Below are 21,963 nucleotides of genomic sequence, written 5' to 3'. Positions count from 1 at the left end.
TTAATTGTGATTTGACTTAGGAGATAAAACAATGACAAGTAGTGATGCATACAAGCGTCAGGTGATGCAAGACTTAGCAGGCGGAAACAAAGAAAGCCTGGGAGATACAGACAGTTCGCAGGACTATCAAAACTTTGATGATTTTGCTCAAAGAACAACCCGCGATCAGCGCCATCAATTGTTCCAACGGTCTTTCCATCCCGATCGAGTCCCCACTCAGCAAATGGAACCCGAATTGCAAAAAGCGATCGCGCAAATTCAACCGAACGAGCGCGATGATGTTGCGCGTGAGTTCTTCAGCCATCTGAAAAAACGCGGTATTCACGATCGCGATTTAGAACATCAGCTGGGTCTTTCGACCCACCATCCTAGCCGGATGAGCGCGGATGATGTGAGTAAGCTAGCGAGTTTTGCGTACCACAACCATCCCGATATTTTCCAAGAAGTGTTGGCAGATCAGCCTGCGTTGGTGAAGTTTCTGAGTAACCCAATGGTAGGAGCAGCCCTCGGTGCGATCGCAGCGAAATGGTTCGGTCATCGCTAATCCCAATTCGATCCCCGAATCTATAACGATTCTGGTTGAGGTGTGAGCGCTAAAAATGAGCGCTAAAAAGAGTAGGGAGTAGGGATGTTGAAAAGGAAACGGCACTCTACTCCCCACTTCGCGACTGATTGAAGATCGTTATCTCTCTAAAGGTGGATAGATTTTCTATTAATCAATGTCTCCTTTAGCTGATGAGTTTGCTGTGCAAGTTAGTGTTAATTGAATCTGTACGAACCTGTTCATTAATCAATCTCATTTTGGAATTTAAATATTATGGTTTTAGGTCATCAAAGCACCCCTATGAGCAACCACAAAAGAGCAGTTGGAATCTTCTCTAATCGCCGAGATGCAGAAAACGCGCTGCATGAGCTGAAGGCTTCAGGATTTAATATGGATCACGTTTCTGTGATTGCTCGTGATGCAGATCACGACAAGAACATTGCAGGCGCAGAGACAACCAAGCGCATGGGCAACAAAGCGGACAAAGGCGCAGGTGTTGGAGCCGTATCTGGCGGCGCATTGGGTGGCTTAACAGGCTTGCTCGTCGGCTTAGGAACTCTGGCGATTCCGGGCGTAGGCCCGATTATGTTGGCGGGTGCAGCCGCAACCACGCTGGCAACCGCAGCCGCAGGAACCGCGATCGGTGCAGCATCGGGTGGATTGCTTGGTGGCTTAGTTGGACTCGGAATTCCTGAACGTGAAGCTAAGATCTACAACGATCGCGTTCAGCAAGGCGACTATCTTGTGGTTGTGGATGGCACAGACGAAGAAATCCGACGTGCTGAAACAATCCTCAATCACCAAAATGGACTGCACGACTGGGCAGTTTATGATCAGCCCACGAATACTCATCAGGCTGCTGTTACGCCCGCAATGATGCCGCTCGAAAGCAGTGCCGCCTTGACCGATGCCCCGGTCGCAACCCAAAAGCGAGTTGAGACAACGGCTCCGGTCGTCGCTCCCACCAGAATGGAAACGCCTGCAACACCCATTGTCGATCGCACTCCTGCAACCGATGATGAAGCGGTTCGCTTGTACGAAGAACGCTTGATTGTAGACAAAGATCGCAATAAGACCGGAGAAGTCGCGATTGGTAAGCATATTGAAACCGAAACTCGTCAAGTCTCGGTTCCGATCGAGAAAGAGCGGGTTGTGATCGAGCGGATCACTCCGACCAACACAGAAGCGGTGGCAGGAAGCGATGCTTTTAGTAACGCAGAAATTCACGTAGAAGTGTACGAAGAAACTCCCGAAATTCAGAAGGAAGCCTTTGTGCGTGAGGAAGTGGTTGTTCGCAAGGAAGTGGTTCAAGAAACTCTTGCCGTCGAAGAAACCCTGCGTCGTGAAGAAATCGATGTCCACACCGAAGGCGAAGCGATCGTCGATCGTGATCTAGACCAACGTTAAATCAACATCAGGAGCGGGAAAGAATGCTCTCGCTCCTTAGCCAATTATTTTGTAAAGTCATGAAAAAAGTTACTCTTCTTTTCCTCAGTGGTCTGTTGGCTATTAGTACCGCAGCTTGCGGCCCTGCAAAAACGAGTAGTGAAGCACCTGATACCACCACAACAGCGCCAGACAGTCAAAACGTAGACAAACCTGCTGCACAAGCGAGTCAGAATGATGCGACTGACGAAACTCGCAGAAAGCAACTGAATTCCGATATTCGATCGCGGGAGCAGCGCAATCAAGCGATCGGCGATCCAAATGTAAGGGATGATAGTGACCTTGCGAGCGAAGTGCGATCGAAGCTCGAAGCCAATCTGCCAAACAGTGCATTAGCAGTAGATGCGAAAGATGGAAAGGTTACAGTGAGCGGTACAGTTGTGGATCAAAGCCAACTCGGTAAAATCGGCACTTTAGCTAGGCAGATTAACGGGGTCAAAGCCGTTGAACTCAAAGTTAAAACCAAGCAAGCAGCAAAGCCAGATGCTCCAAATCCTGATAGCAAAAACATAACGCAGGATCATACGACTAATAAAAACTAAACGCTTTTAGTCAGCAGCCCAGTGTTTCTAATACTCTGGGCTGTTCAAGGTTGTTCACTAAGAATGATGGAATTGCCCTTTACAGCAGTCATCATTGTTAATTAAAGTTCCGCAATCTAAATCGATGGCACCCTCTAGCAAACCCACCCACAATTCTTTAAGCACCCGCAAAAGCAGCGCTGCAAACGTATTCGACTTCGGAAGAACGATCGCCCAAGGCTCGATCGGTTGGATCGGGCGTTTAAGCAGACGCGCAGGTCATGTCTTAGATTTTGTCGGGAACTTTCCACTCCTGCGAAATCCCATTGTCAGACGGTTTGCAGGTGTTCTGAAGCTAGAATGGCTGATTGGAATTAGCAATCAAGTTGACCTCGAAAAAGCCGAGGAAGCAGCGAAAAAACTTCAACGCCAATTTCCCGATGAAACTGCGGCGCAGATTGCACATCGTTTAATTGTCAAAAAAGCAGTACAAGCTGGAAGCACAGGTTTTGTCACAAGTATCCTTCCAGGGTTTGCAACAGCATTGTTAGCGCTCGATCTCGCTGCAACCACGGCACTACAAACTGCATTAGTGTATGAGATTGCAGCCGCTTACGGATTGAATCTGCGGGAGCCGGAGCGCAAAGGAGAAGTATTAGCAATTTTTGGTTTAGCGCTGGGTGGAAGCAATGCTTTAAAGGCAGGCTTAAGATTCTTGCGAAATGTGCCGTTTGCGGGAGCCGCGATCGGAGCTAGCACCAATGCGACGATTCTTTACTCATTGGGCTATGCTGCCAGCCGGTTTTATGAAGCAAAGCTGGCAAACAATGAACCCGAGACTGAAATACTCCAACGCATTCATCAGCAGAGCGAAAACTATCTCAATCTAGCCATCAATCAGCAAGCCATCATGGATCAAGTTCTTGCACAGATGCTGCTTGCTAGCTATCCAGGAAAAACCTGGGAGTCAATTCTTCCAGACTTGAAGACCCTACAGCTAGAACCTTCTTCGCTTAAAACAATCGAGACAAACTTACGATCGCCTCAACCGCTCGGCGCATTACTTGATCAGTTAGACTGCGATTTTGCTGCACCTTTGCTTGCTCAGTGTCGTCGTATTGCCGAAAGCAAAGACGGTATTTCTTCCCAAGAAGCGGAGGTGTTAAGTGTGATCGAGCAGCGATGCAACGCCCAGCCTTTAAACGAAGTAGGACTTGCTACTTAATGGCAGTGAGAATACGTAAATCGATTTACGTATTCTCACTGCATTGCTTACAAATAATTTCCCGTAATAACACTCTTATTACGGGAAATTTTTGAAATAGGGTGAAGCACTACCCTGCTCTCGCGCTATTCACAACTGTATTTCATTATTTTTTCGCTACCTAAAATACTACTACCGAACTGTTTTAGCTTGATCTTGCTTTTATAATTCAGGACGATGCGATTTGGCAATCTACTCCGTTGAATTTCGGTCTTCTTTACAAAGAATTTACAGTAAGAAAAAGATAACGCTAGAGATCGCTTTAGGCTGGCGTTAAACCTTGCACTGTTAGATTAATTCTTATACATTGAACCGCATCAAGGTTGTGTTGCTTACTCATAGAGATAGGCTTGCTCAGGGCTGCAGGGATGCGATCGAAGAATTTGAAAGTAGGAGTATCAGACAGAGCGATCCCTCATATATACAGCGGGTCTACTCTCTACTGTCTGGATTGAACTTATGCCCAAACTATGCCCAAACTTGGAGCGCAGAATTGTAAGCAAGGATCGCTCCCGCCATCTCAGATGGACTTCTACCATTTCGTACACGTACATTTCCTGACGAAGTGCTATGACATTGACTCACACGCTAAACAACATCCAAGTCGTTCGTGACCCTTTTCCCTACATCATCATCGATAACTTTCTAGACGATGACTTGGCTCACCAAATCGAGCGGAACTTTCCGAAGCCAGAGGAAATGCCACGTCACTCCCCAGATTATGGATTGCTAGACGGTTGGCACCTCAATCCCCGCCACCAAACGATCGTTCAACGCGCAAGCTCAAGAAGCTTGTTCAAGCTGCTTGAATCTCCAGAATTCAGGAAGTATATGCAAGAAGTTTTTGGGGTAGAGCAACCCTTATTCTGCGATCCGCTCTATCAGGGTGCCGGATTTTTAACCGCGAAAAAGGGGGGCGTACATAAAATCCACCGCGATCGCAATCGTCACTTAAACACCCACTTCTACCGTCGTCTCACCCTGCTCACTTACTTCAATCGAGGATGGCAACCTGGGTATGGCGGCGAACTGAACTTATGGGATAGGAAAATCAAGCAAAACGTGGTGATCGAGCCATTATTCAATCGCTGCGTTGTCTTTGAAAATACAAGATATGCTTTTCACAGTGTTTCTGATGTCACTTTGCCAGCGGGGATGACTCGTAAGGCAATCAATTTTTACTACTACACCGAACTTCCTGCGCCCGAAGAGCGCCATACACACATTCACGATACAGAGTTCTTTGCTGCTCCTGGAGAGAAGCTACAGTTTTGGAAATATGTAGCACTCACGCGCTTTCCGATCCTTTTGATTGATACTGCAATCAATCGCAATGAAGCGGCTGCTAGATTTTTACAAAAGACCGGACTACGATCGCTATATTTACGCACAGCCGCAGCAGCATTAAAGATAGTTTCTCCGAAAAAGTATCAGAAGTTGCTCAAATCTAGCAGGTGGAACTTGTTCCAGAAGCCAGACTATCGATTGATCGAATATTGGAAGCGATACAACAATCAAGAAACTTTGCGAGATGGCTCAAAGCCCTAGAACTTTGAGGCTTTAATGCTGCTTAGACGGGCGATCGCTCTAGTCCAAGCCCGATCGCCCTCTTTATCCTTAACCCAGCAGATTTTTCCGAGCGCGTTCCTGCCGCGATTCGGCTTCGTCCATCAGTTTGGCAAAGTCCTCGATCGCTTCTCCCGGATAATTCTCGAACACACGAGTCGAAAGCGAAATTCGTCCTCGCCCTTCATCCAAATCGACAATCATCGCTTTAATCACCTGTCCGACTTGCAGCAGCGAGGGAAGGGATTCGATGTAGTTCTTACTAATTTGATTGATGTGAAGTAGACCCGTTGTGCCATCAAATTCGGCAAACGCACCAAACGGCTTGAGACTGGTAATCGTTGCTTCGACCAGTTGACCCACTTCTAACTGGCTGAAGTTTGCCGCTCGTGCTGCCAGACGATTTGACAAAACGATTTTGTTGCGATCGCGATCCAGTTCCAAAAACGTCGCAGATAGTGTCTGCCCTTTCAGCGCATCGAGATTTTCGCGCTCGACTAAGTGCGATCGTGGAATAAAGCCTCGTAATCCTTGCACATCAACGGTAACACCCCCTTTATTTGAGCCAGTCACCCGAACCTGTAAACTCTGATTGGTTGCCTGCAAATCCGCAAGCTGTTCCCAAACTTTCTGAAGTTCAAGCTGACGCAGAGAAATGGTCACGCGCCCATCGGCATCCTGTTCGCGCACAATGACGAATTCTCGCTCCTCATCCAACGGCAGCACTACTGACACATCCGTCACCCGTCGCACACTCGCTTCTTCGGTCGGCAAAAACGCCGGAGATTTTCCTCCGATATCGACTAAAGCACCATCGCTTTCATAGCTAAACGCTTTACCCGTCACTCGTTTCCCCTTTTGAAACTCGTAATCGTGCTGCTCTAGAGCTTTAGCGAAATCTTCCATCGAAAAGGAAGCATTAGTCGATCGATCTGGCATTTCTACTGATTCCTGAAAAATACGATCGCCACTTAACTGGCTTTCTAATTCTAGTGCCTTAGTCTCGAAAATAACGTCTTAACTTGTTCCCAAGCATCCGCCGCCGCAGTTGAATTGTAGTCCGATCGCTGATCGCAAAAGAATCCATGTCCTGCGGGATAGCGAAAGACGCGATGATCAACGTGATGCTCTTTCAGCGCGGCTTCAATTTGGTCGATTTGGTCGATCGGGATCAGTGGATCTTGTGTACCGAAAAAAGCATACAGCGTTCCTTTAATTTCTGGCGTTCGAGCGATCGTTGGTTCTCCCCCGCCCGGTGTCATTGTCGCAATTCCCGCACCATAGAAGGAAGCGGTCACCTTGACTTCGGGCAACGTTGCTGCCAGATAGGCAACGTGCCCACCGAAGCAAAACCCGATCGTGCCCACTTCGTTAAAGCCTTTGGTTTGCAGAAACGCGATCGTCGCGCTCAAATCGCTCAGCAATTGATCCGCTGTCGTTTGATCCTTGTGAAATCGCCCAAGCTTGGTGCCTTCCTCGCTATATTCCACCTCAAATCCGGGTGCAGTTCGCTGAAAAATCGCGGGCGCGATCGCCAAGTAGCCCGCTTGCGCCAATCGCTTTGTCACTGCTTGAATATGCGAATTCACCCCGAAGATTTCTTGAATCACAATAATGGCAGACGATGCGGAAACATCCGGTTCGCTGATGTAGGCATCAATATCAAGCGAACCAGTTGAAAGTTTGATCCAGGAGGAATTCACGATCGCGTCTCACAACCCAACACTCTGTATTCTGAACGAAAAACGCAGCTCCAGAGCGACGAAAATAGACCGTTCTAACTTTAACTACCGCGACAAATTCAAAAGAGCGATCAAAATATCGCAGGCTATACTGTCTCTATCAGGGTCAGCAGAATTGATGTCAAGCAGATAAAGTTGAGTTTATAGAAGCGGAAGTGATTGAGGAATAATGCGTTCTGATTTCAGTACGACCGATCGCAACCCCGAAGAAGTACCCAACTCATTGCCTCTCTCTTCTAAAATGAGGACAACGTTTGTGGGCTAATTAAAAGCACAACCACTAAAAGATTTTTCCAGTAAGATTCCATGATTGAGGTTTGAGGGCACGGGCATGGTGCAATTTCATATTCAGCCAGATAGCGATATCCCGGCATCAACTCAACTGTATAACCAGATTTTATTTGCGATCGCATCGCGGCAATTTCCACCCGGACATCGTTTACCCAGCACTCGACAACTGGCAATGCAAACCGGACTACACCGCAACACAATTAGCAAAGTGTATCGCCAACTAGAAGATGCAGGCGTGGTCGATGCTCAAGCGGGGTCTGGAATTTATGTGCGCGATCAAGGGCACGATACAGGGGCACACATCAAGTCTCCCCTGCTTGAACAATATCCCCAAGCCCACAAAATCATTCAATCTAGCTTGGATGAACTGGTCAAACAAGGCTGTTCACTCGGACAAGCGCGAGAATTATTTCTTGCAGAGATTGATTGGCGATTGCGGTGTAGCGCTTCAGTTCTCGTGACGGCTCCCCAGCATGATTTGGCAAACGGGGAAGTTTTGATGCGAGAACTGGAACGCGCTCTGGCAATTCCGATGCAGCTTGTGCCGATGGAAGAACTTGGACAAGTGCTCGATCAAACGCGATCGAGTACCGTCGTGACCAGTCGTTACTTTATCGCCCAAGCTGAAGCGATCGCGTCTCCGAAAGCAGCGCGAGTTATTCCGATCGATATCTACGATTTTGAGCAGGAATTGAAGCTGGTCAAAGTCATGCCAAAAGGCACTTGTTTAGGCATTGTCAGCCTGAGCGGTGGCACTGTCGGCGTAGCGGAGGTGATTATCCACAGCTTGCGCGGCGATGACCTGTTAGTCATGACCGCACAGATAGACGATCGCTATAAACTCAATGCAATGGTGAGAACGGCACAAACGATTTTCTGCTTTGATCAGGTAAGTTGTGCAAGCGTAAAAGCAACGATCTCAGCTTCTCGCGATGACATCATTCGCCCGCCTCAAGTCATCTGCTGCGAAAACTTTATTGTGGGCAAATCGATTAATCTACTGAGACGAGAGCTAGGTTTGGAATAAGGATTAGGCAATTCTGATGGGTAGAGCCAGCTTCAGAACCGTCATTTCCGATTGCTGGTTCACGATTAAATCTGCACCTAAATCAAATGCAAATCGCCGCAGCAATGCCAATCTCAGGCTAGAAATATTTTGTTCTTGCTGAAGCCCGATTTCGTTGCCGCTCTTCAAAGCACAATTGGCGGAGAGGCAAAACGTTTGCTGCTCAAGATCGATTTGTGTGTGGAGTTGAATCGGTAAATCAGGAGTCAACTGATTGAGATACAAGAGCATTTGACTCAGCGCTTTTTCCAGGGTGGGCAAGTGAACGAGCAGTTTGGGAACTGGGTCTAGAGTTTGTTTAAGCTGAATTACGATCGTGGTGTCTCGCGAAAATCGCTCGATTAAGAGCGCTAGCCAATCATGAATTTGCACTTCGGTCAGGGGTATCGCATCTGAAGAACTTGAAGAATTTTGAAACACGAGTAAATCGCTCACTAAGCGGAATTTTTCTTGCCACCCCTGCCGCAGAATGTTCAAGTATTGATCTAACCGTTGAACATGAGGGTTGGGAACGTCTGGATCGATCAGAGAAGCAACCCCGTGCTGCATTAGCTCGATCACCATTCGCATATTTGTTAGCGGTGTCCGCAGTTCGTGAGACAGCGCCTCAATAAATTCATCCTGGAGCGCCTTGAGCTGCCTCAGTTCCACAATCTGCGCTTGTGCAATCTGGTTTTGCTGGGCAGATTGATAGGCTCGGATCGCTTGGCTGACCAGTTGTCCGATCGCCTCGGCTTGAAACTCGCTCCAGCGCGGGTACTCTGACAGAATAATGCCGAATTCGCCGATCGTGCCGTGCTTTCCCTGAATGGGGCAGACAATCACTTGAGCCAGGGCGCGATAAATCGGCGGTAGGGTCTCTAGGGGTGGACAGAGCCAGCACTGGCGCTGAAACAGCCGCGAATAAAACGACGAGAATTTCGCAGTTTCTACCGTGCGCCGCAGCAGCGATCTCGGTTCCGCATCTTCAGCATTAAACTCCGCTGCGATCGTCGAAATCGCCGCGGCTGGGTCGTGAAAGGCAATCCAACTGTAGTGAAGGTTTAGCGTTTGCCCAATTTCTTGCAGCATCCACTGGAGAAATTCCGTTCGATCGGTATCGCACTGATCGAAAATACGCTGGCGGAGTCGATCAACCGCGATTGCAAATTGAAGCTGTTCAGTACGCTCTTTTAGCTGAGCGCTCAACAGCGATTGCGTGGTCTCCAGAATTTGCTTTTGGGCATCTAGACTCGACTCGCGCTGGCAGCGATCGCTCATATCCTGAAACACCATAACGCCACCAATAATCTCCCCATCTCGGTTGCGAATTGGAGAGGCACTGTCACCGACAGGGCGCTTTGTTCCGTCGCGCGATCGTAAAACTGCACGAGCGGGCAATGTAATTGTATCACCCTGGCATAAAGCTGCCAGAATCGGGTTGTTGATGGGCGCTCCGGTCTCTTCATCGATTAGATCCAGTACTCGTCCTGCAAATTCTCCCAAGGCTTGCTCCTGCGTCCAGCCTGTGAAGAACTCGGCAGCAGGATTCATGAACGTGATGAATCCATCGACATCGGTGGCGAGCGTGGCATCCCCAATGCTAACTAAGGTGGTAGCATACCATTGCTGGACATCCTTAAGAGCCGCTTCCATCTGGTGACGACGCAGGGCAACCTGAATCGTGGTGTGCAAATCTGCTTCGTGAAACGGTTTAATCAGGTAGCCGAACGGAGAGGTTTCGGTGGCACGTCTGAGCGTGTATTCGTCTGCGTGAGCCGTGAGATAAACAACGGGAAGATTCAGCTTGAGATAGAGATATTCTGCCGCAGAAACGCCGTCGCTTTTTCCTTGCAAGCAAATATCCATCAAGACCAAATCCGGGCGCTGGGTGGTGGCAATCTGGATTGCCTGACGGGCACTGGTTGCGATCGCAATCACCTGGTATCCAAATGTTTGCAATACTTCCTGCACGTGCCAAGCGACAACGCTTTCGTCTTCGACCACAAGGATTCTTTTCACGCTCACCGTTCTCACTTCTTAATTCGCTCTTATTGTAGGCTCTGTTGAGATATTTTAAGCAACAGATTTAAGCACAATTGAATGTGACATTGAACCGAGTTTTTTGAGCTTTTTCAACTGTAATCTGAGCATTTAATTGATTCGCTAAAGCATTCACTAAGCGTAACCCCATCGATCGAATTTCCTGTAGCTCAAAACTTTCAGGAAGAATTTTTCCGTCATTTTCTACGATTAAGCAAACCTTAGAAGAATCATGGTTCAAGATGACTGTTACTTCTCCGATTTCTTCATCCATAAATCCATGCTTCAAAGCGTTGGTCATCAGTTCATTCAGGATTAGACCACATGGAATTGCTTTCTCTAGGCTGACTACGATATTTGGCTGAACTTGAACCAATAAATTTACGCGCTCTGGCTGAATTCGATACGTGTTGAATAAACTCAGCGTCAAAGATTGTACGTATTCTGAGAGGTTGACATTGGCAAAATCTTCAGAGCGGTATAAAGTATCGTGAACTAATGCCATCGAACTAATCCGGCTTTGACTATCCTTGAAAATTTGTTTTACTTCAGGATCTTGAATGCGCTGTGCTTGTAAATAAATTAAGCTCGAAATAATTTGCAAATTGTTTTTGACGCGATGATGAATTTCTTTGAGTAATGCTTCTTTTTCTTGTAGAGACGCTTGGACTTTGGCTTCTGCTAGCTTCTGAATAGTAATGTCTTCGATCGTTCCGGTATGCCCAATTAACTCGTTCTGTTCTGAAAACATCGGAGCAGTTCTGACGTGCAACCATCGGATTTCTTGAGCCGAGGTAATAACCCGGAATTGCTCAGTGTGAGGTCGCTCTGCCTTGGCATCTTCGATCCAGCGAGGCAAGATCCGATCGCGATCGTCGGGATGCACATACTTTAGCCAGCGATCTCCAATACTTTCTTCGAGCGTATGTCCGACAATTTCTTCGCAACGGGAATTGATGTAGGTACACTGTCCCTGCACATTACAGCTAAAAATGCCAAAGGGTAGACAGGCACTAAGTGCTAACCATTGTTCTTCGGTTTGGTGGGTTGCGATCAGCAGCGACGCAGAGTGTGGATTGAGCAGAGTTTCGAGTTGAACAAGGACAGTCGAGAGAGAGTGATCGATCGCGGGTTGAACGGATTGCGGCAGAGCAGTGATCGATCGCTGAAACGCCTGAGCCTGTGCTTTAAAGGCACGAATGCGTAATTCTAGCTCAGGAGGATTCGGGTCTAAAGTCTCGTCCATGTGACATGAATCCCAGGGGTCATAGCAAACTTTATCAGAGATTTAGCCCGATATTTGAGCTTAGCGGCAGGCTTTAACTTGAAAGAGAGAGCTGAGCTATATCGACACCCCGCTCTCCACTCCCCACTTCATTTCGGATTGCTATACCTCCGCTTCTGTTGGAGAACCGATTAAAGGGTGCAGTTTTCCCTTTCTTAAATAGTACGCACGCTAGGTAATCCTCGCCTATGAGCCTTCTAGTTAAAATATTTAGCGCGCTAAATAAATAGATATATAATACTCCTTAGCTCTAATCTGTTCATCGCTTCACTGTGAGATTTCCAATGAAAGCTGCCTCGTTAAATGATTATCAACCCAAATCATCTAAGATCTCCCAATGCGATCGCTGCGGGTACATTCGGCTAACTCTATTGGCAATTTTCCTTGGCGCATCAATCGACGGATAATGCGACTGTTACTGGAAATGTTCGCTCGATCGGCTCACAAGTTTCAGGAACGGTCGATCACGTGTTTGTTGAGGAAAACCAGGAAGTTAAGACGGGACAACCCCTAATTCAACCAGATCAGCGTAAACTACTCCCTCTAACCCTAAGCGGGTATGGAGGGAGTAGTTTACTTCCTGTGAAACTTAAAAATTACAGTCCGGTTTCAGGATCAACTTCAGCCACAGTTGGATCAACGCCCATCGGTGCAACATAGTCTCTGAAGAAGGTGATTTGTTGTTCAAACTCCATTTGCTTCACGCGATCGAGCAAAGACTGTGCCTCTTCTGCAAGCTGATATCCTGGCGGCATGGGGATGATCGTTGCATTTTCCATACCCTGCGCCAACAAGTACCAGACGAGCAGCTTGGTTGTATCACCCAGTGCGCCATATTCGCGAGTGAGTTGGGTGTTGCGGCGGCAAATCAAATCGCGCTGTACGTTTAATTGTTCTTCGTGGGGGAGTTCTTTAATTTGGTTGAAGATACCTTCTGCGATCGCGGGCGAAACGGTGCTTGCACCAGGTGCGGCTGGTGTGATCGCACCGCCCATTTCCTTGTAAATAAACCAGAACAACGCAAGCTGAGTATCAGCATCTAATTGCTGAAACGCTTCGACTAAATCGTTTGCGGTTCCCGAAGTTGTATAGGTCATAAAGTAGTTACCAATTCGACCTCCAAACCGTAGCAAGACGAACTGTTTTACTCGACCTGCCAGAGATAGACCGCTGAACCTAGCTACAGACAGAGGTAGCATGGTTTAAATTTCTCAGGATTGCAAGTTTCCCTTTGAACAAACACTATTAATAAAGAAGATAATAAAGAAGAGTTCAATCGCACGATCGTTGAAACTGTCTCATGTTGAAACTGTCTCATTCTGATCAAAAAGAATTTCCAGTAATCCATCAGTCTGGCGTGATTCCGTACCGTATTCAATCGGGTAACATTGAGGTGCTCTTAGTTACTACAACTAAACGGAGTTCCGCCAAAAACGTCGATCGTTGGAGCATTCCCAAGGGCTGGATTGAACCGTTCATGTCCGCGGCGGACTCGGCAGCAAAAGAAGCTTACGAAGAAGCAGGAGTTCGCGGTTTAGTCAAAACTCCGGCGATCGGAGACTATCAGCGCCGAAAGCTAGGGCTGCCTTGTCGAGTCGAAGTCTTTCTCATGCAAGTTGAAGTCGTTCTCGAAGATTGGGCAGAAGCGAAAGTCAGAAAGCGGCGCTGGTTTAGCGTTTTACAAGCAATCAAAAAGGTGCAACATCCTCAACTCAAACGGCTGCTTGCCCAACTGCCGGAAATGCTCTCCCCTAATGCAGAAGGCGTGAGCAAGAGCAGAGAGCTAGAGTAGAACACCTATGATTGAAGTAGTGATATGACTAAGAAAAAATCTAAAAAGAAACACAATAAAAAAGCTAAAGACAAAGAGACTAAAGATCAAAAGAATCAGACCCGCTTAGATAGCGCTGGACAAAGCATCAAGACTGCGGGCATGGTGATGGCGAGTGTGCTGCTTGGACAGATTATAGAAGCGGCGATCGAACGCCTCCTGCAAAAGTTTCCTGCTCATGCTCCTTTGCCTGCAACGGCTGAGAACGGCAGCAATGGTCAAGAACTTCCTCATACTATCGCGCATCCAGTAGAGCAACCTGGAATGACCCTAGCCTCCGGGATGGGAGCTTCGCCACTGGGTGTACAAGATGTGATTGAGGCAGTTCGCGATGCTGTTCGAGACGTGGCACCAACACTAGACGACGTGGTGGATACGCTTAAAGTGGGGACTTGGCGATCGGTACAGCAGGCAGTTGGAACAGCAGGTAACACGACGATGACAGCAGTTGAGGGTGCGGTTTCAGGTGCGAAAACTTTGATCGATAAATTGCATCCTACTGAACCTGTGGCATCTAAAAAACCGGGCAAAAAGAAGCGCAAAGATAAGAAAAAGTAAGCATAGATGCCAAACTGCTGTTCTTCTAATGGAGTTGAGGAGAACATCTGTTAGCGATGTTACAGAAGTCATTTTCGACCTGCTTAGAGGCTCTTGTAAAGATTAAGTAGCAATGGAAAATAAGGCTGAAAAGCGCGATCGCTGACTGAGCAAATTAGTCGTATTCTAGATCTATGGATCAACGTGATTGAATGGCTCTTCTGACGGAAATCTTTGGAAAGCCATCCACAGGTCTTGAATATTACTTAGCGTTTCTATTCTGCAAGATCGCGATCGCGCTGCACTTTCTTTCGAGGTTTTCCCATGAGCGGAATTATGGACTTCCATACATTACGCAGAATTTATGCAGAATTCGGATCAGGTGTAGCGTCCAAATCAGACGTTCTCTTCCATTTCAACGGATCTAGCCATTGACGGAAACGATCGGCATTCCCGATCAACTTTAGGGCTTTGATTGCCGCACTTCATTCTTTCTCTCCCCACTCTTCGCTAATGCAAAGCTCGGTGAACCATTACCAGCCTGATTCGGCAAGGCGGCGATGTCACGAGCGGCGCGGACGGAAAGAAAATGCAAACCATATCCACTGCGCTCTGCAAAATCACGGCGATCGCAACCTCGATGCAGGTATATTAATGGCTAGTTCCAAAGAAAGGTATGCCAAATCTGACACGCGCTCAACTATTGCATTACGGTATCGCTGGACTCAGCGTTTTGCTGGCAACACTGCTGATGCTTCTGCTAGACCCATTGCTTGCCATGACTCAAAGTCCTTTCCTGCTGTTCTTTGGTGCTGTAATGATCAGCGCTTGGTCAGGTGGCTTGGGTCCGGGACTGTTTGCAACTGCTTTGTCGGGTTTGATTAGTACCTACTACTTTCTTCCTCCTATTTATTCCCTGTCTCTCAATTGGGTGAGCGGTTCACGGTTGAGTTTATTTCTACTAGAAGGCGCATTGATCAGTCTTCTATCTAATGCACTCCGAGTTGCAAAGCGGCGAGTGGAGCGCACGTTGTCCAATTTAAGGATCAGCGAGGAACAGTATCGGCAAGCGGTCATTCGAACCCAAGAACAGGCGAATACGCTAAATGCAATTCTTGCAACCTCCGTCGATCATATTTACGTTTTTGATCAAGAGGGGCGATATCGCTACGTCAGCGATAAGGGTGCTCAAGTGCTGGGTTTTCAGGCTACTGATTTAATTGGAAAAACTTGGCGAGACATTGGGTTACCCGCCGATTTAATGGAGCCGGTAGAGGCTCAGCGAGAAACCGTGATGTCTACGGGTCGATCGCTAAAAGGCGAAACCGATTTTGTGACCGATCAAGGAGTGCGGTCTTATGAATACATTCTCACCCCCTTGGGTACAGATCAATCCACAAAATCTGTGGCTGTCATTTCTCGCGACATTACCGAGCGCAAGCAAGCAGAAGCCGAGCGAGACCAATTGCTGATGAGAGAGCAGGCCGCCCGCTCAGAAGCGGAAGTTCAGCGGAACCGCCTTCATTCACTCCTGCTTCAAGCTCCAGCGTTTATCTGTACCCAGTTCGGTCCTGATCACGTTTTCGAGTTTGCCAATCCTCTCTATTGTCAACTTGTAGGGAACCGCGAACTGATTGGGCGTACGGCTCGAGAAGCCTTTCCTGAGCTACAGGGACAAGGGCTTTATGAACTCTTAGATCAAGTGTTTGTAACAGGGCAGCCGTTTGTCGGCAACGAGATCGCCGTTCAATTTGATCGACAAGGGAATGGGACGATCGAAGAGGGATTTTTCAACTTCATCTACCAGCCGATCTTCGACATCAACGGCGCTGTAGAAGGGGTGATTACCTTTAGCTTTGAGGTGACCGATCAGGTTGTGGCACGACAGCAAGCCGAAACTTTGGCAGAGAATCTGAGATCTCAACAGGTTAAGCTAATGAAAAGCGAAGCTCGGTTCAGCCGCTTGGTTGAGGCGAACATTATTGGCGTGTTTTTAGCAGGTCCTGAGGGCGCGATTATAGAGGCGAATGATGCGTTCCTCGAAATGATCGGTCATACCCGTGAGGACTTGCACAATGGCAGTATAAACTGGGCTGAAATGACACCACCAGAGTACGTCCAGCAAGACGAGCAAGTATTACAAGAACTTGCTAGCTCCGGCAGTTGTGCCCCGTTTGAGAAAGAGTACCTCCGCAAAGATGGTAGCCGAGTTCCCATTCTGCTAGGAGCCGCAGAGCTTGAAAGCGACGAACTCGCTTGGGTCTGTTTTGTTTTAGACCTCACCGAAAGTAAGCAGATTGAGGCTTTGTTGCGTCAGCAAGCTGAGGAATTATCTCGTGCTAATCGGCTCAAAGATGAGTTTCTCGCTACCGTCTCCCACGAGTTGCGAACTCCCTTGAATGCCATACTGGGATGGTCCACGATGTTGCGCTCCAAACAGCTTGATCAAGCCACTACAAGCCGGGCGATCGCGACGATCGAGCGCAGTGCTAGGGCACAGAATCAACTCATTGACGACCTACTGGATGTTTCTCGAATTATTACTGGCAAGCTGCGCTTAAATGTTCGTCCAGTCGTCCTAGTTTCGGTCATTGAGGCGGCGATCGACTCTATTCGCCCTGCCGCAGAAGCAAAAAACATTCGCCTTCAAAGTATTTTAGACCCCGCTGCGGGTCCTGTTTCTGGCGACCCCGACCGCCTTCAACAGGTATTTTGGAACTTGCTTTCTAATGCCGTGAAGTTCACTCCCAAAGGCGGTCGAGTTCAAATCCGACTAGAACGCATCAATTCCCATGTTGAAGTGACGGTGAGTGACACCGGGCAAGGAATTAGTGCTGAATTTTTACCTTACGTCTTTGAGCGCTTACAGCAAGCCGATAGTACAACCACTAGAGCGCATGGCGGACTCGGGCTGGGTCTGGCGATCGTTCGTCATTTGGTGGAGCTACATGGAGGGAGCGTTCATGCCGTAAGTCTCGGTGAAGGACAAGGCGCTACTTTCATGGTTGATCTTCCCGTTACCATCTTTCGCTCGGAATCGACCAACCTTGAACGGGTACACCCTACGGTCAGTGATACAGCCCCTTTGACTAATGCACCGAGATTGGATGGCTTAAAAGTTTTGATCGTAGATGATGAAACAGATGCTCAAGAGCTGCTAGCGACTCTCTTGAGGCAATGGGGGGCGGTGGTCACAACAGCGGCATCGGCGAGGGAAGCTTTAGCGTTCATGACTCAAAGCAGCGTTGATCAAAGACCTGATGTATTGGTCAGCGACATTGGAATGCCAGGTGAGGATGGGTACACCCTGATTCGTGAAGTTCGAGCCTTAGCGCCAGAACAGGGAGGTAGAATTCCTGCGATCGCCCTGACTGCTTATGCTCGCACGGAAGACCGCATCAAAGCATTAGCTTCAGGGTTCCAATCCCACGTCCCCAAGCCAGTTGAACCAACTGAGTTTATTGCAGTAGTAGCAAACTTGGTCGAGCGCTTGTGAGTGTCAGCAAATTTCAATTCACAGATGGATGACCTGGGGCTCGAACCCAGAACCAGCGGATTAAGAGTCCGATGCTCTACCATTGAGCTAGTCATCCGACAAATCTTCTACCATCATATCAGAACTGCTCACATCGAGATCGGATATGGAGAAATGGTTGTCGATCGTTGGAATTGGCGATGATGGAATAGACGGGGTTGCCTCAATCGCTCGATCGCGGATTGAGCAAGCTGAAATTCTGGTCGGCGGCGATCGTCACTTGGCAATGCTGCCTGCTGATTCGCGCCCTAGAATTCGCTGGAGTTCTCCGATCGGAGATTCAGTTCAAAAGCTGTTGAGCTATCGGGGGCGATCGGTGTGTGTATTAGCTAGCGGCGATCCGATGTGTTACGGCATTGGTGCAACTTTGGTTCGTCGCATTGCGATCGATGAAATGATTATTATTCCTGCGCCTTCGGCATTCAGTCTGGCTTGTTCTCGCTTGGGTTGGTCGATGTCTGAAGTCGAAACCCTGAGTCTTTGTGGTCGCGATCCAGCGTTACTAAATGCGGTGCTGTATTCGAGGGCGCGAATTTTAGTGTTAAGCGCCGATCGTCAAACGCCTGGAATTGTGGCTCAAATGCTGCGCGATCGTGGCTTAGCGGAAAGTTCAATGGTCGTGCTAGAGCATTTGGGTGGAACCCAAGAACGCATTCTTGCAAGTACCGCTGCTGATTGGAATCATACCGATATTGCAGATCTCAACACGATCGCGATCACTTGCTCAAATGCGCCTCTCCCTCCTCGCGTCCCAGGACTGCCCGATGCTGCTTATCAACACGATGGACAGTTAACTAAGCGCGAAATCCGATCCGTTACCCTGTCGACGCTTGCACCGCTACCCGGACAGTTGCTTTGGGATGTGGGGGCTGGCTGTGGCTCAATTGCGATCGAATGGATGCGCTCCGATCGCCGATGTCAAGCAATCGCAATTGAATCGAACGCCGATCGCTTAAAGTTAATTGCTCAAAATGCCAATACGCTCGGTGTTCCCAATCTCAAAATCGTTGCGGGAAAAGCACCGATCGCGCTTCAGCATCTTCCTCAACCGGACACCATTTTTATCGGTGGCGGATTGACCACACCGGATGTCGTGGAAACCTGCTGGCGATCGCTGCGTTCGGGTGGGCGACTGGTTGCAAATGCTGTCACAGTTGAAACCGAAGCACAATTGTTTCAGTGGCAAAGTCAAATTGGGGGAGAACTTAGCCGAATTGCTGTTCAGAGAGCAGAACCGATCGGAAAGTTCTTGGGCTGGAAAGCAATGTCACCGATTACGCAATGGTCTGTGATCAAAGCTGTTGATTGATCCACAACCATGCAGCATCAACATCAGAAACAGAGGCTCCCTCTGGCATCGTTGGACGCTGCACCATCACAACAGGTAGTTCTAACTCACGAGCTGCAACTAGCTTAGCAACGGTTGCAACACCGCCGCTATTTTTACTGACAATGGCTTGAATGTTATAACTCTGCATCCACGATCGCTCTTGTGCAACTGAAAACGGTGGACGCGCTAACAAAACCTCTCCCGGTGGAATTGGCGTTCCTGCAACGGGAGGATCAATCATTCGCATCAGAAACCATAGCTGTGTGAGATGAGCAAATGTTGCGAGTTCCTGTCGCCCGATCGTCAAAAAAATTCGCTTTGCAATCTCCGGTAACAAACCTGCTGCGGCTTCATTGCTTTCGACTTCGATCCAATGGGGTTCAGTTTCCCAGACAGGACGCACGATCGCTAATCTTGGAATCGAAGCGCGATCGGCGGCGGTTGCCGCATTCCACGAAATCTGAGCCGCAAACGGATGCGTAGCATCAATTAGTAAATCAATCTGCTGGTCTTGCAGATAGTGAAACAGTCCTACTGCGCCCCCGAACCCCCCAATCCGCAGGTCTCCCAAAGGATAATGTGGCTGTTGAGTGCGTCCAGCCAGTGAAGAAATCACATCTAAATTGGGAAGTTCTGAGGCTTTTGCTGCCAATTGTGTTGCTTCTGTTGTGCCGCCCAGAATGAGCAATCGTTTTTTCACTGATCAAAGTCCAGTTTTCTGTTGATATTATCGCGCAGTCATTGAGACAATGAACATCACTGAAGTTAACACCGACTATGAACGCACACTCTCCGATCTGGCGACCTTTCACGCAGATGAAAACCACCCCTGAACCGTTAAAAGTGAAGCGGGGCGACGGAGTTTGGCTAGAACTTGAAGACGATCGCCGCATTCTCGATTGTATTTCTAGCTGGTGGGTAACTATTCATGGTCATAGTCATCCTGCTTTGGCTGAAGCGCTTTATCAACAGGCTCAACAGCTAGAGCATGTGATTTTTGCTGGATTCACACATGATCCAGCTGAGCAATTGGCGCGTAATCTATTAGCTCACTTACCGTCTGAGCTAACGCGAGTTTTCTTTTCTGATAATGGTTCAACTTCGGTAGAAGTAGCGCTGAAAATGGCATATCAATACTGGCGCAACCTTGGAGAACAACGCAGCACATTTATTACCTTCGAGGGGGGCTACCACGGGGACACGATCGGTGCCATGTCGATCGGTTCTGGTTCAACCTGGTGGCAGCCATTTCGCGATTTGATGTTCGAGACTGCGTTAGTTCCGTTTCCGGCAACTTACCGAGGGGATTCAACGATCGAGCGCAAAGAAGCAGAAGTTTTAGAGACGATCGAACAATTACTCAAACAACAAAACATCATTGGCATTTTCATCGAGCCTCTGATTCAGGGGGCGGGTGGAATGCGAATGTGTCGCCCTCAATTTTTACAAGCACTGAGGACATTAGCAGATCAGTTTAATGTGTTGCTCATCTATGATGAAGTTATGACGGGGTTTGGGCGGACGGGTGAACTGTTTGCCTGTGTGAAATCTGCTGCAACCCCTGACATTATTTGCTTATCCAAAGGTCTATCCGGTGGATGTCTACCGCTTTCAGTGACGATCGCAAACGAAGCGATTTATCAAGCCTTCTATCAAGATGATCCCACTCAAGCGTTTTATCACGGACATTCTTACACCGGAAATCCCCTCGCTTGTGCAACCGGAGTTGTCTCCCTGGAATTACTGACGCAAAATCCGAATGCGTATAAACGCTTAGAAGACCTGCATTGGAAATTTCTCGATCGCTATCTGCTGGCTCATTCGCGCTTAAAGCAGTTCCGCGTCTGCGGTACGATCGCGGCAATGGAGATCAAGACCGACGACGAATCCGGCTACTTTAACGCGATCGCTCCCCTGCTGCGATCGAAATTCCTGGAAGCGGGATTTCTGTTGCGCCCCCTCGGAGATACGCTCTACATCATGCCACCCTACTGCATTACAGCCGATGAACTCGAATCGATTTATGAGGTTATCGATCGCACTTTATCAGCACTGTAGAATTTACGATTTCTTCATGTAACTTTTCTGGAACAACACAAAGAAGTCTAAGTAGAATCAGCGATACTGTAGCAAGAGAATGATTAGTGCTACCGAGTATTTACTGATTTCTAAGAACGATGAATAGCCTCGATGACACCGAATTAGTCAAGAAATTTGTGGAGGGTAAGATTTCATTTTTGGCAAATCAAAACTTGCGGATTGAGCCTGCGTTTAACACTGAGCAACTCTTAGCTAGAAAAGGCGAACTGGTTGCGACTGCGAAACTCGTTGGGCAAATTCGTGCTGTTTTGGTACGGCAATCCACAGCCTATCAAGAACTCGTCAATCGCATCTTGATAGCTCAGCAATATATCCCAACTCGAATCAATCCGCAGGGACTGATCGAATACGAGCACTGCCCGATACCCGTAGGCTACCAAGCAAACTGCACTGAATTTCGCCAACTCTGGAAAGCTTGGCGCGTTCACTACAGCACAGAGCCAAAAATTCCCTTGCTGATGCATGAGGGCAAGAAGTGGCTGCCCGTGGAGAAGATCACCTTTGGCAAAGAGAGGTTTTTCATCCAGGTGCCTGGTGATGAAAAGATGGTGAAGATTGACGATCGGATTATCTGGCTCAGTCCTGTCGAATCAACAGCCCCGGTCTTAGAACCTTCGCTCAAAAATCATCAGGATTAAGTAAGCCCTAACGCCCTCAATTTTTCTGCAAGTTGCTGCGCTTTTCAGCGTTCTCGTTCTAAGTCACGCTCAGCACTTTCCGCTCTTGATCTTTCTTGCTCTGCTCTCGATCTTTCCGCTTCTAATTCCTGCTCTGCTTGTTCTGCTCTCTGCCGCTCTAATTCTGCTCGTCTGCGTTCTTGCTTTGAACGCTTTTCGCGATCGTGCCGTCTAATAGGAACAGCATTCACTACACTAATAAGCAC

General features: G+C 48.2%; 19 protein-coding genes and 1 tRNA gene. 12 read left to right on the top strand and 8 right to left on the bottom strand.

Annotation, left to right across the window (positions count from 1 at the left end):
- The first annotated feature begins 31 nt into the window (after positions 1 to 31).
- The 5 genes from NC981_RS18315 (at position 32) to NC981_RS18295 (ending at position 5,323) form a co-directional block, all read left to right on the top strand.
- Positions 32 to 544 (top strand): hypothetical protein, encoded by a 513-nt coding sequence (locus NC981_RS18315; protein ID WP_190378407.1) that lies wholly within the window; start codon positions 32 to 34, stop codon positions 542 to 544.
- 300 nt (positions 545 to 844) lie between these two features.
- Positions 845 to 1,951 (top strand): DUF2382 domain-containing protein, encoded by a 1,107-nt coding sequence (locus NC981_RS18310; RefSeq protein WP_348244265.1) that lies wholly within the window; start codon positions 845 to 847, stop codon positions 1,949 to 1,951.
- Positions 1,952 to 2,010: 59 nt separating this feature from the next.
- On the top strand, positions 2,011 to 2,532 hold the full coding sequence (locus NC981_RS18305) for a BON domain-containing protein (protein ID WP_190378409.1): 522 nt from the start codon (positions 2,011 to 2,013) through the stop codon (positions 2,530 to 2,532).
- A gap of 124 nt (positions 2,533 to 2,656) precedes the next feature.
- A complete protein-coding gene (locus NC981_RS18300) occupies positions 2,657 to 3,736 on the top strand; it encodes an EcsC family protein (RefSeq protein ID WP_348244264.1) in 1,080 nt (359 codons plus the stop codon).
- 609 nt (positions 3,737 to 4,345) lie between these two features.
- Positions 4,346 to 5,323, top strand: coding sequence for a 2OG-Fe(II) oxygenase (locus tag NC981_RS18295; RefSeq protein ID WP_348244263.1), 978 nt, complete (start codon positions 4,346 to 4,348; stop codon positions 5,321 to 5,323).
- Between the two features lie 69 nt (positions 5,324 to 5,392).
- On the opposite strand, the gene NC981_RS18290 is transcribed toward NC981_RS18295, so the two are convergent.
- Both NC981_RS18290 and NC981_RS18285 read right to left on the bottom strand, forming a co-directional pair.
- Positions 5,393 to 6,280, bottom strand: a complete 888-nt coding sequence (locus NC981_RS18290) for a S1 RNA-binding domain-containing protein (protein ID WP_348244262.1) — start codon at positions 6,278 to 6,280, stop codon at positions 5,393 to 5,395.
- A 50-nt stretch (positions 6,281 to 6,330) separates the two neighbouring features.
- Complete coding sequence (locus NC981_RS18285) at positions 6,331 to 7,044, bottom strand: dienelactone hydrolase family protein (protein ID WP_348244261.1); 714 nt, start codon at positions 7,042 to 7,044, stop codon at positions 6,331 to 6,333.
- 370 nt (positions 7,045 to 7,414) lie between these two features.
- Between NC981_RS18285 and NC981_RS18280 the strand changes: the two genes are divergently transcribed.
- On the top strand, positions 7,415 to 8,401 hold the full coding sequence (locus tag NC981_RS18280) for a GntR family transcriptional regulator (RefSeq protein WP_348244260.1): 987 nt from the start codon (positions 7,415 to 7,417) through the stop codon (positions 8,399 to 8,401).
- A 3-nt stretch (positions 8,402 to 8,404) separates the two neighbouring features.
- Here NC981_RS18280 and NC981_RS18275 read toward each other — a convergent pair whose 3' ends face one another.
- The 3 genes from NC981_RS18275 to NC981_RS18265 all read right to left on the bottom strand — a co-directional run bounded on the left by NC981_RS18275 (position 8,405) and on the right by NC981_RS18265 (position 12,844).
- Entirely contained in the window at positions 8,405 to 10,441 is a 2,037-nt protein-coding gene (locus tag NC981_RS18275; protein ID WP_348244259.1) for a response regulator, read from the bottom strand.
- A gap of 67 nt (positions 10,442 to 10,508) precedes the next feature.
- The gene (locus tag NC981_RS18270; RefSeq protein WP_348244258.1) at positions 10,509 to 11,708 is read right to left on the bottom strand and encodes a histidine kinase dimerization/phosphoacceptor domain -containing protein; all 1,200 of its coding nucleotides are present in this window, start codon (positions 11,706 to 11,708) and stop codon (positions 10,509 to 10,511) included.
- A gap of 635 nt (positions 11,709 to 12,343) precedes the next feature.
- Positions 12,344 to 12,844, bottom strand: a complete 501-nt coding sequence (locus tag NC981_RS18265) for an orange carotenoid protein N-terminal domain-containing protein (RefSeq protein ID WP_190378418.1) — start codon at positions 12,842 to 12,844, stop codon at positions 12,344 to 12,346.
- 203 nt (positions 12,845 to 13,047) lie between these two features.
- On the opposite strand from NC981_RS18265, the gene NC981_RS18260 reads away from it, so the two are divergent.
- The 3 genes from NC981_RS18260 to NC981_RS18250 all read left to right on the top strand — a co-directional run bounded on the left by NC981_RS18260 (position 13,048) and on the right by NC981_RS18250 (position 17,611).
- Positions 13,048 to 13,539: an NUDIX hydrolase gene (locus NC981_RS18260; RefSeq protein WP_348244257.1), complete on the top strand. Its 492-nt coding sequence runs from the start codon at positions 13,048 to 13,050 to the stop codon at positions 13,537 to 13,539.
- A gap of 24 nt (positions 13,540 to 13,563) precedes the next feature.
- Positions 13,564 to 14,136, top strand: coding sequence for a hypothetical protein (locus NC981_RS18255; RefSeq protein WP_348244256.1), 573 nt, complete (start codon positions 13,564 to 13,566; stop codon positions 14,134 to 14,136).
- A gap of 655 nt (positions 14,137 to 14,791) precedes the next feature.
- Positions 14,792 to 17,611 (top strand): PAS domain S-box protein, encoded by a 2,820-nt coding sequence (locus NC981_RS18250; RefSeq protein WP_348244255.1) that lies wholly within the window; start codon positions 14,792 to 14,794, stop codon positions 17,609 to 17,611.
- Positions 17,612 to 17,636: 25 nt separating this feature from the next.
- On the opposite strand, the gene NC981_RS18245 is transcribed toward NC981_RS18250, so the two are convergent.
- Positions 17,637 to 17,708, bottom strand: a tRNA-Lys gene (locus NC981_RS18245).
- 48 nt (positions 17,709 to 17,756) lie between these two features.
- Between NC981_RS18245 and cbiE the strand changes: the two genes are divergently transcribed.
- Positions 17,757 to 18,959 carry a precorrin-6y C5,15-methyltransferase (decarboxylating) subunit CbiE gene (gene cbiE, locus NC981_RS18240; RefSeq protein WP_348244254.1) on the top strand — a complete coding sequence of 401 codons (1,203 nt, stop codon included), beginning with the start codon at positions 17,757 to 17,759 and terminating at the stop codon, positions 18,957 to 18,959.
- Here cbiE and NC981_RS18235 read toward each other — a convergent pair.
- Entirely contained in the window at positions 18,943 to 19,680 is a 738-nt protein-coding gene (locus NC981_RS18235) for a cobalt-precorrin-6A reductase (protein WP_348244253.1), read from the bottom strand. The two genes, cbiE and NC981_RS18235, sit on opposite strands and share 17 nt — an antisense overlap.
- 77 nt (positions 19,681 to 19,757) lie before the next feature.
- Between NC981_RS18235 and bioA the strand changes: the two genes are divergently transcribed.
- Positions 19,758 to 21,038, top strand: coding sequence for an adenosylmethionine--8-amino-7-oxononanoate transaminase (gene bioA, locus NC981_RS18230; RefSeq protein WP_348244252.1), 1,281 nt, complete (start codon positions 19,758 to 19,760; stop codon positions 21,036 to 21,038).
- A gap of 119 nt (positions 21,039 to 21,157) precedes the next feature.
- On the top strand, positions 21,158 to 21,718 hold the full coding sequence (locus NC981_RS18225; protein WP_348244251.1) for a hypothetical protein: 561 nt from the start codon (positions 21,158 to 21,160) through the stop codon (positions 21,716 to 21,718).
- A 44-nt stretch (positions 21,719 to 21,762) separates the two neighbouring features.
- Here the strand turns inward: NC981_RS18225 and NC981_RS18220 are convergent, their stop codons facing one another.
- Positions 21,763 to 21,963, bottom strand: coding sequence for a hypothetical protein (locus tag NC981_RS18220; RefSeq protein WP_348244250.1), 201 nt, complete (start codon positions 21,961 to 21,963; stop codon positions 21,763 to 21,765).

This window comes from Leptolyngbya sp. DQ-M1, assembly GCF_039962505.1.
Classification (GTDB): Bacteria; Cyanobacteriota; Cyanobacteriia; order Leptolyngbyales; family Leptolyngbyaceae; genus Leptolyngbya.
This window is presented reverse-complemented; position numbering and strand designations above follow the sequence as displayed.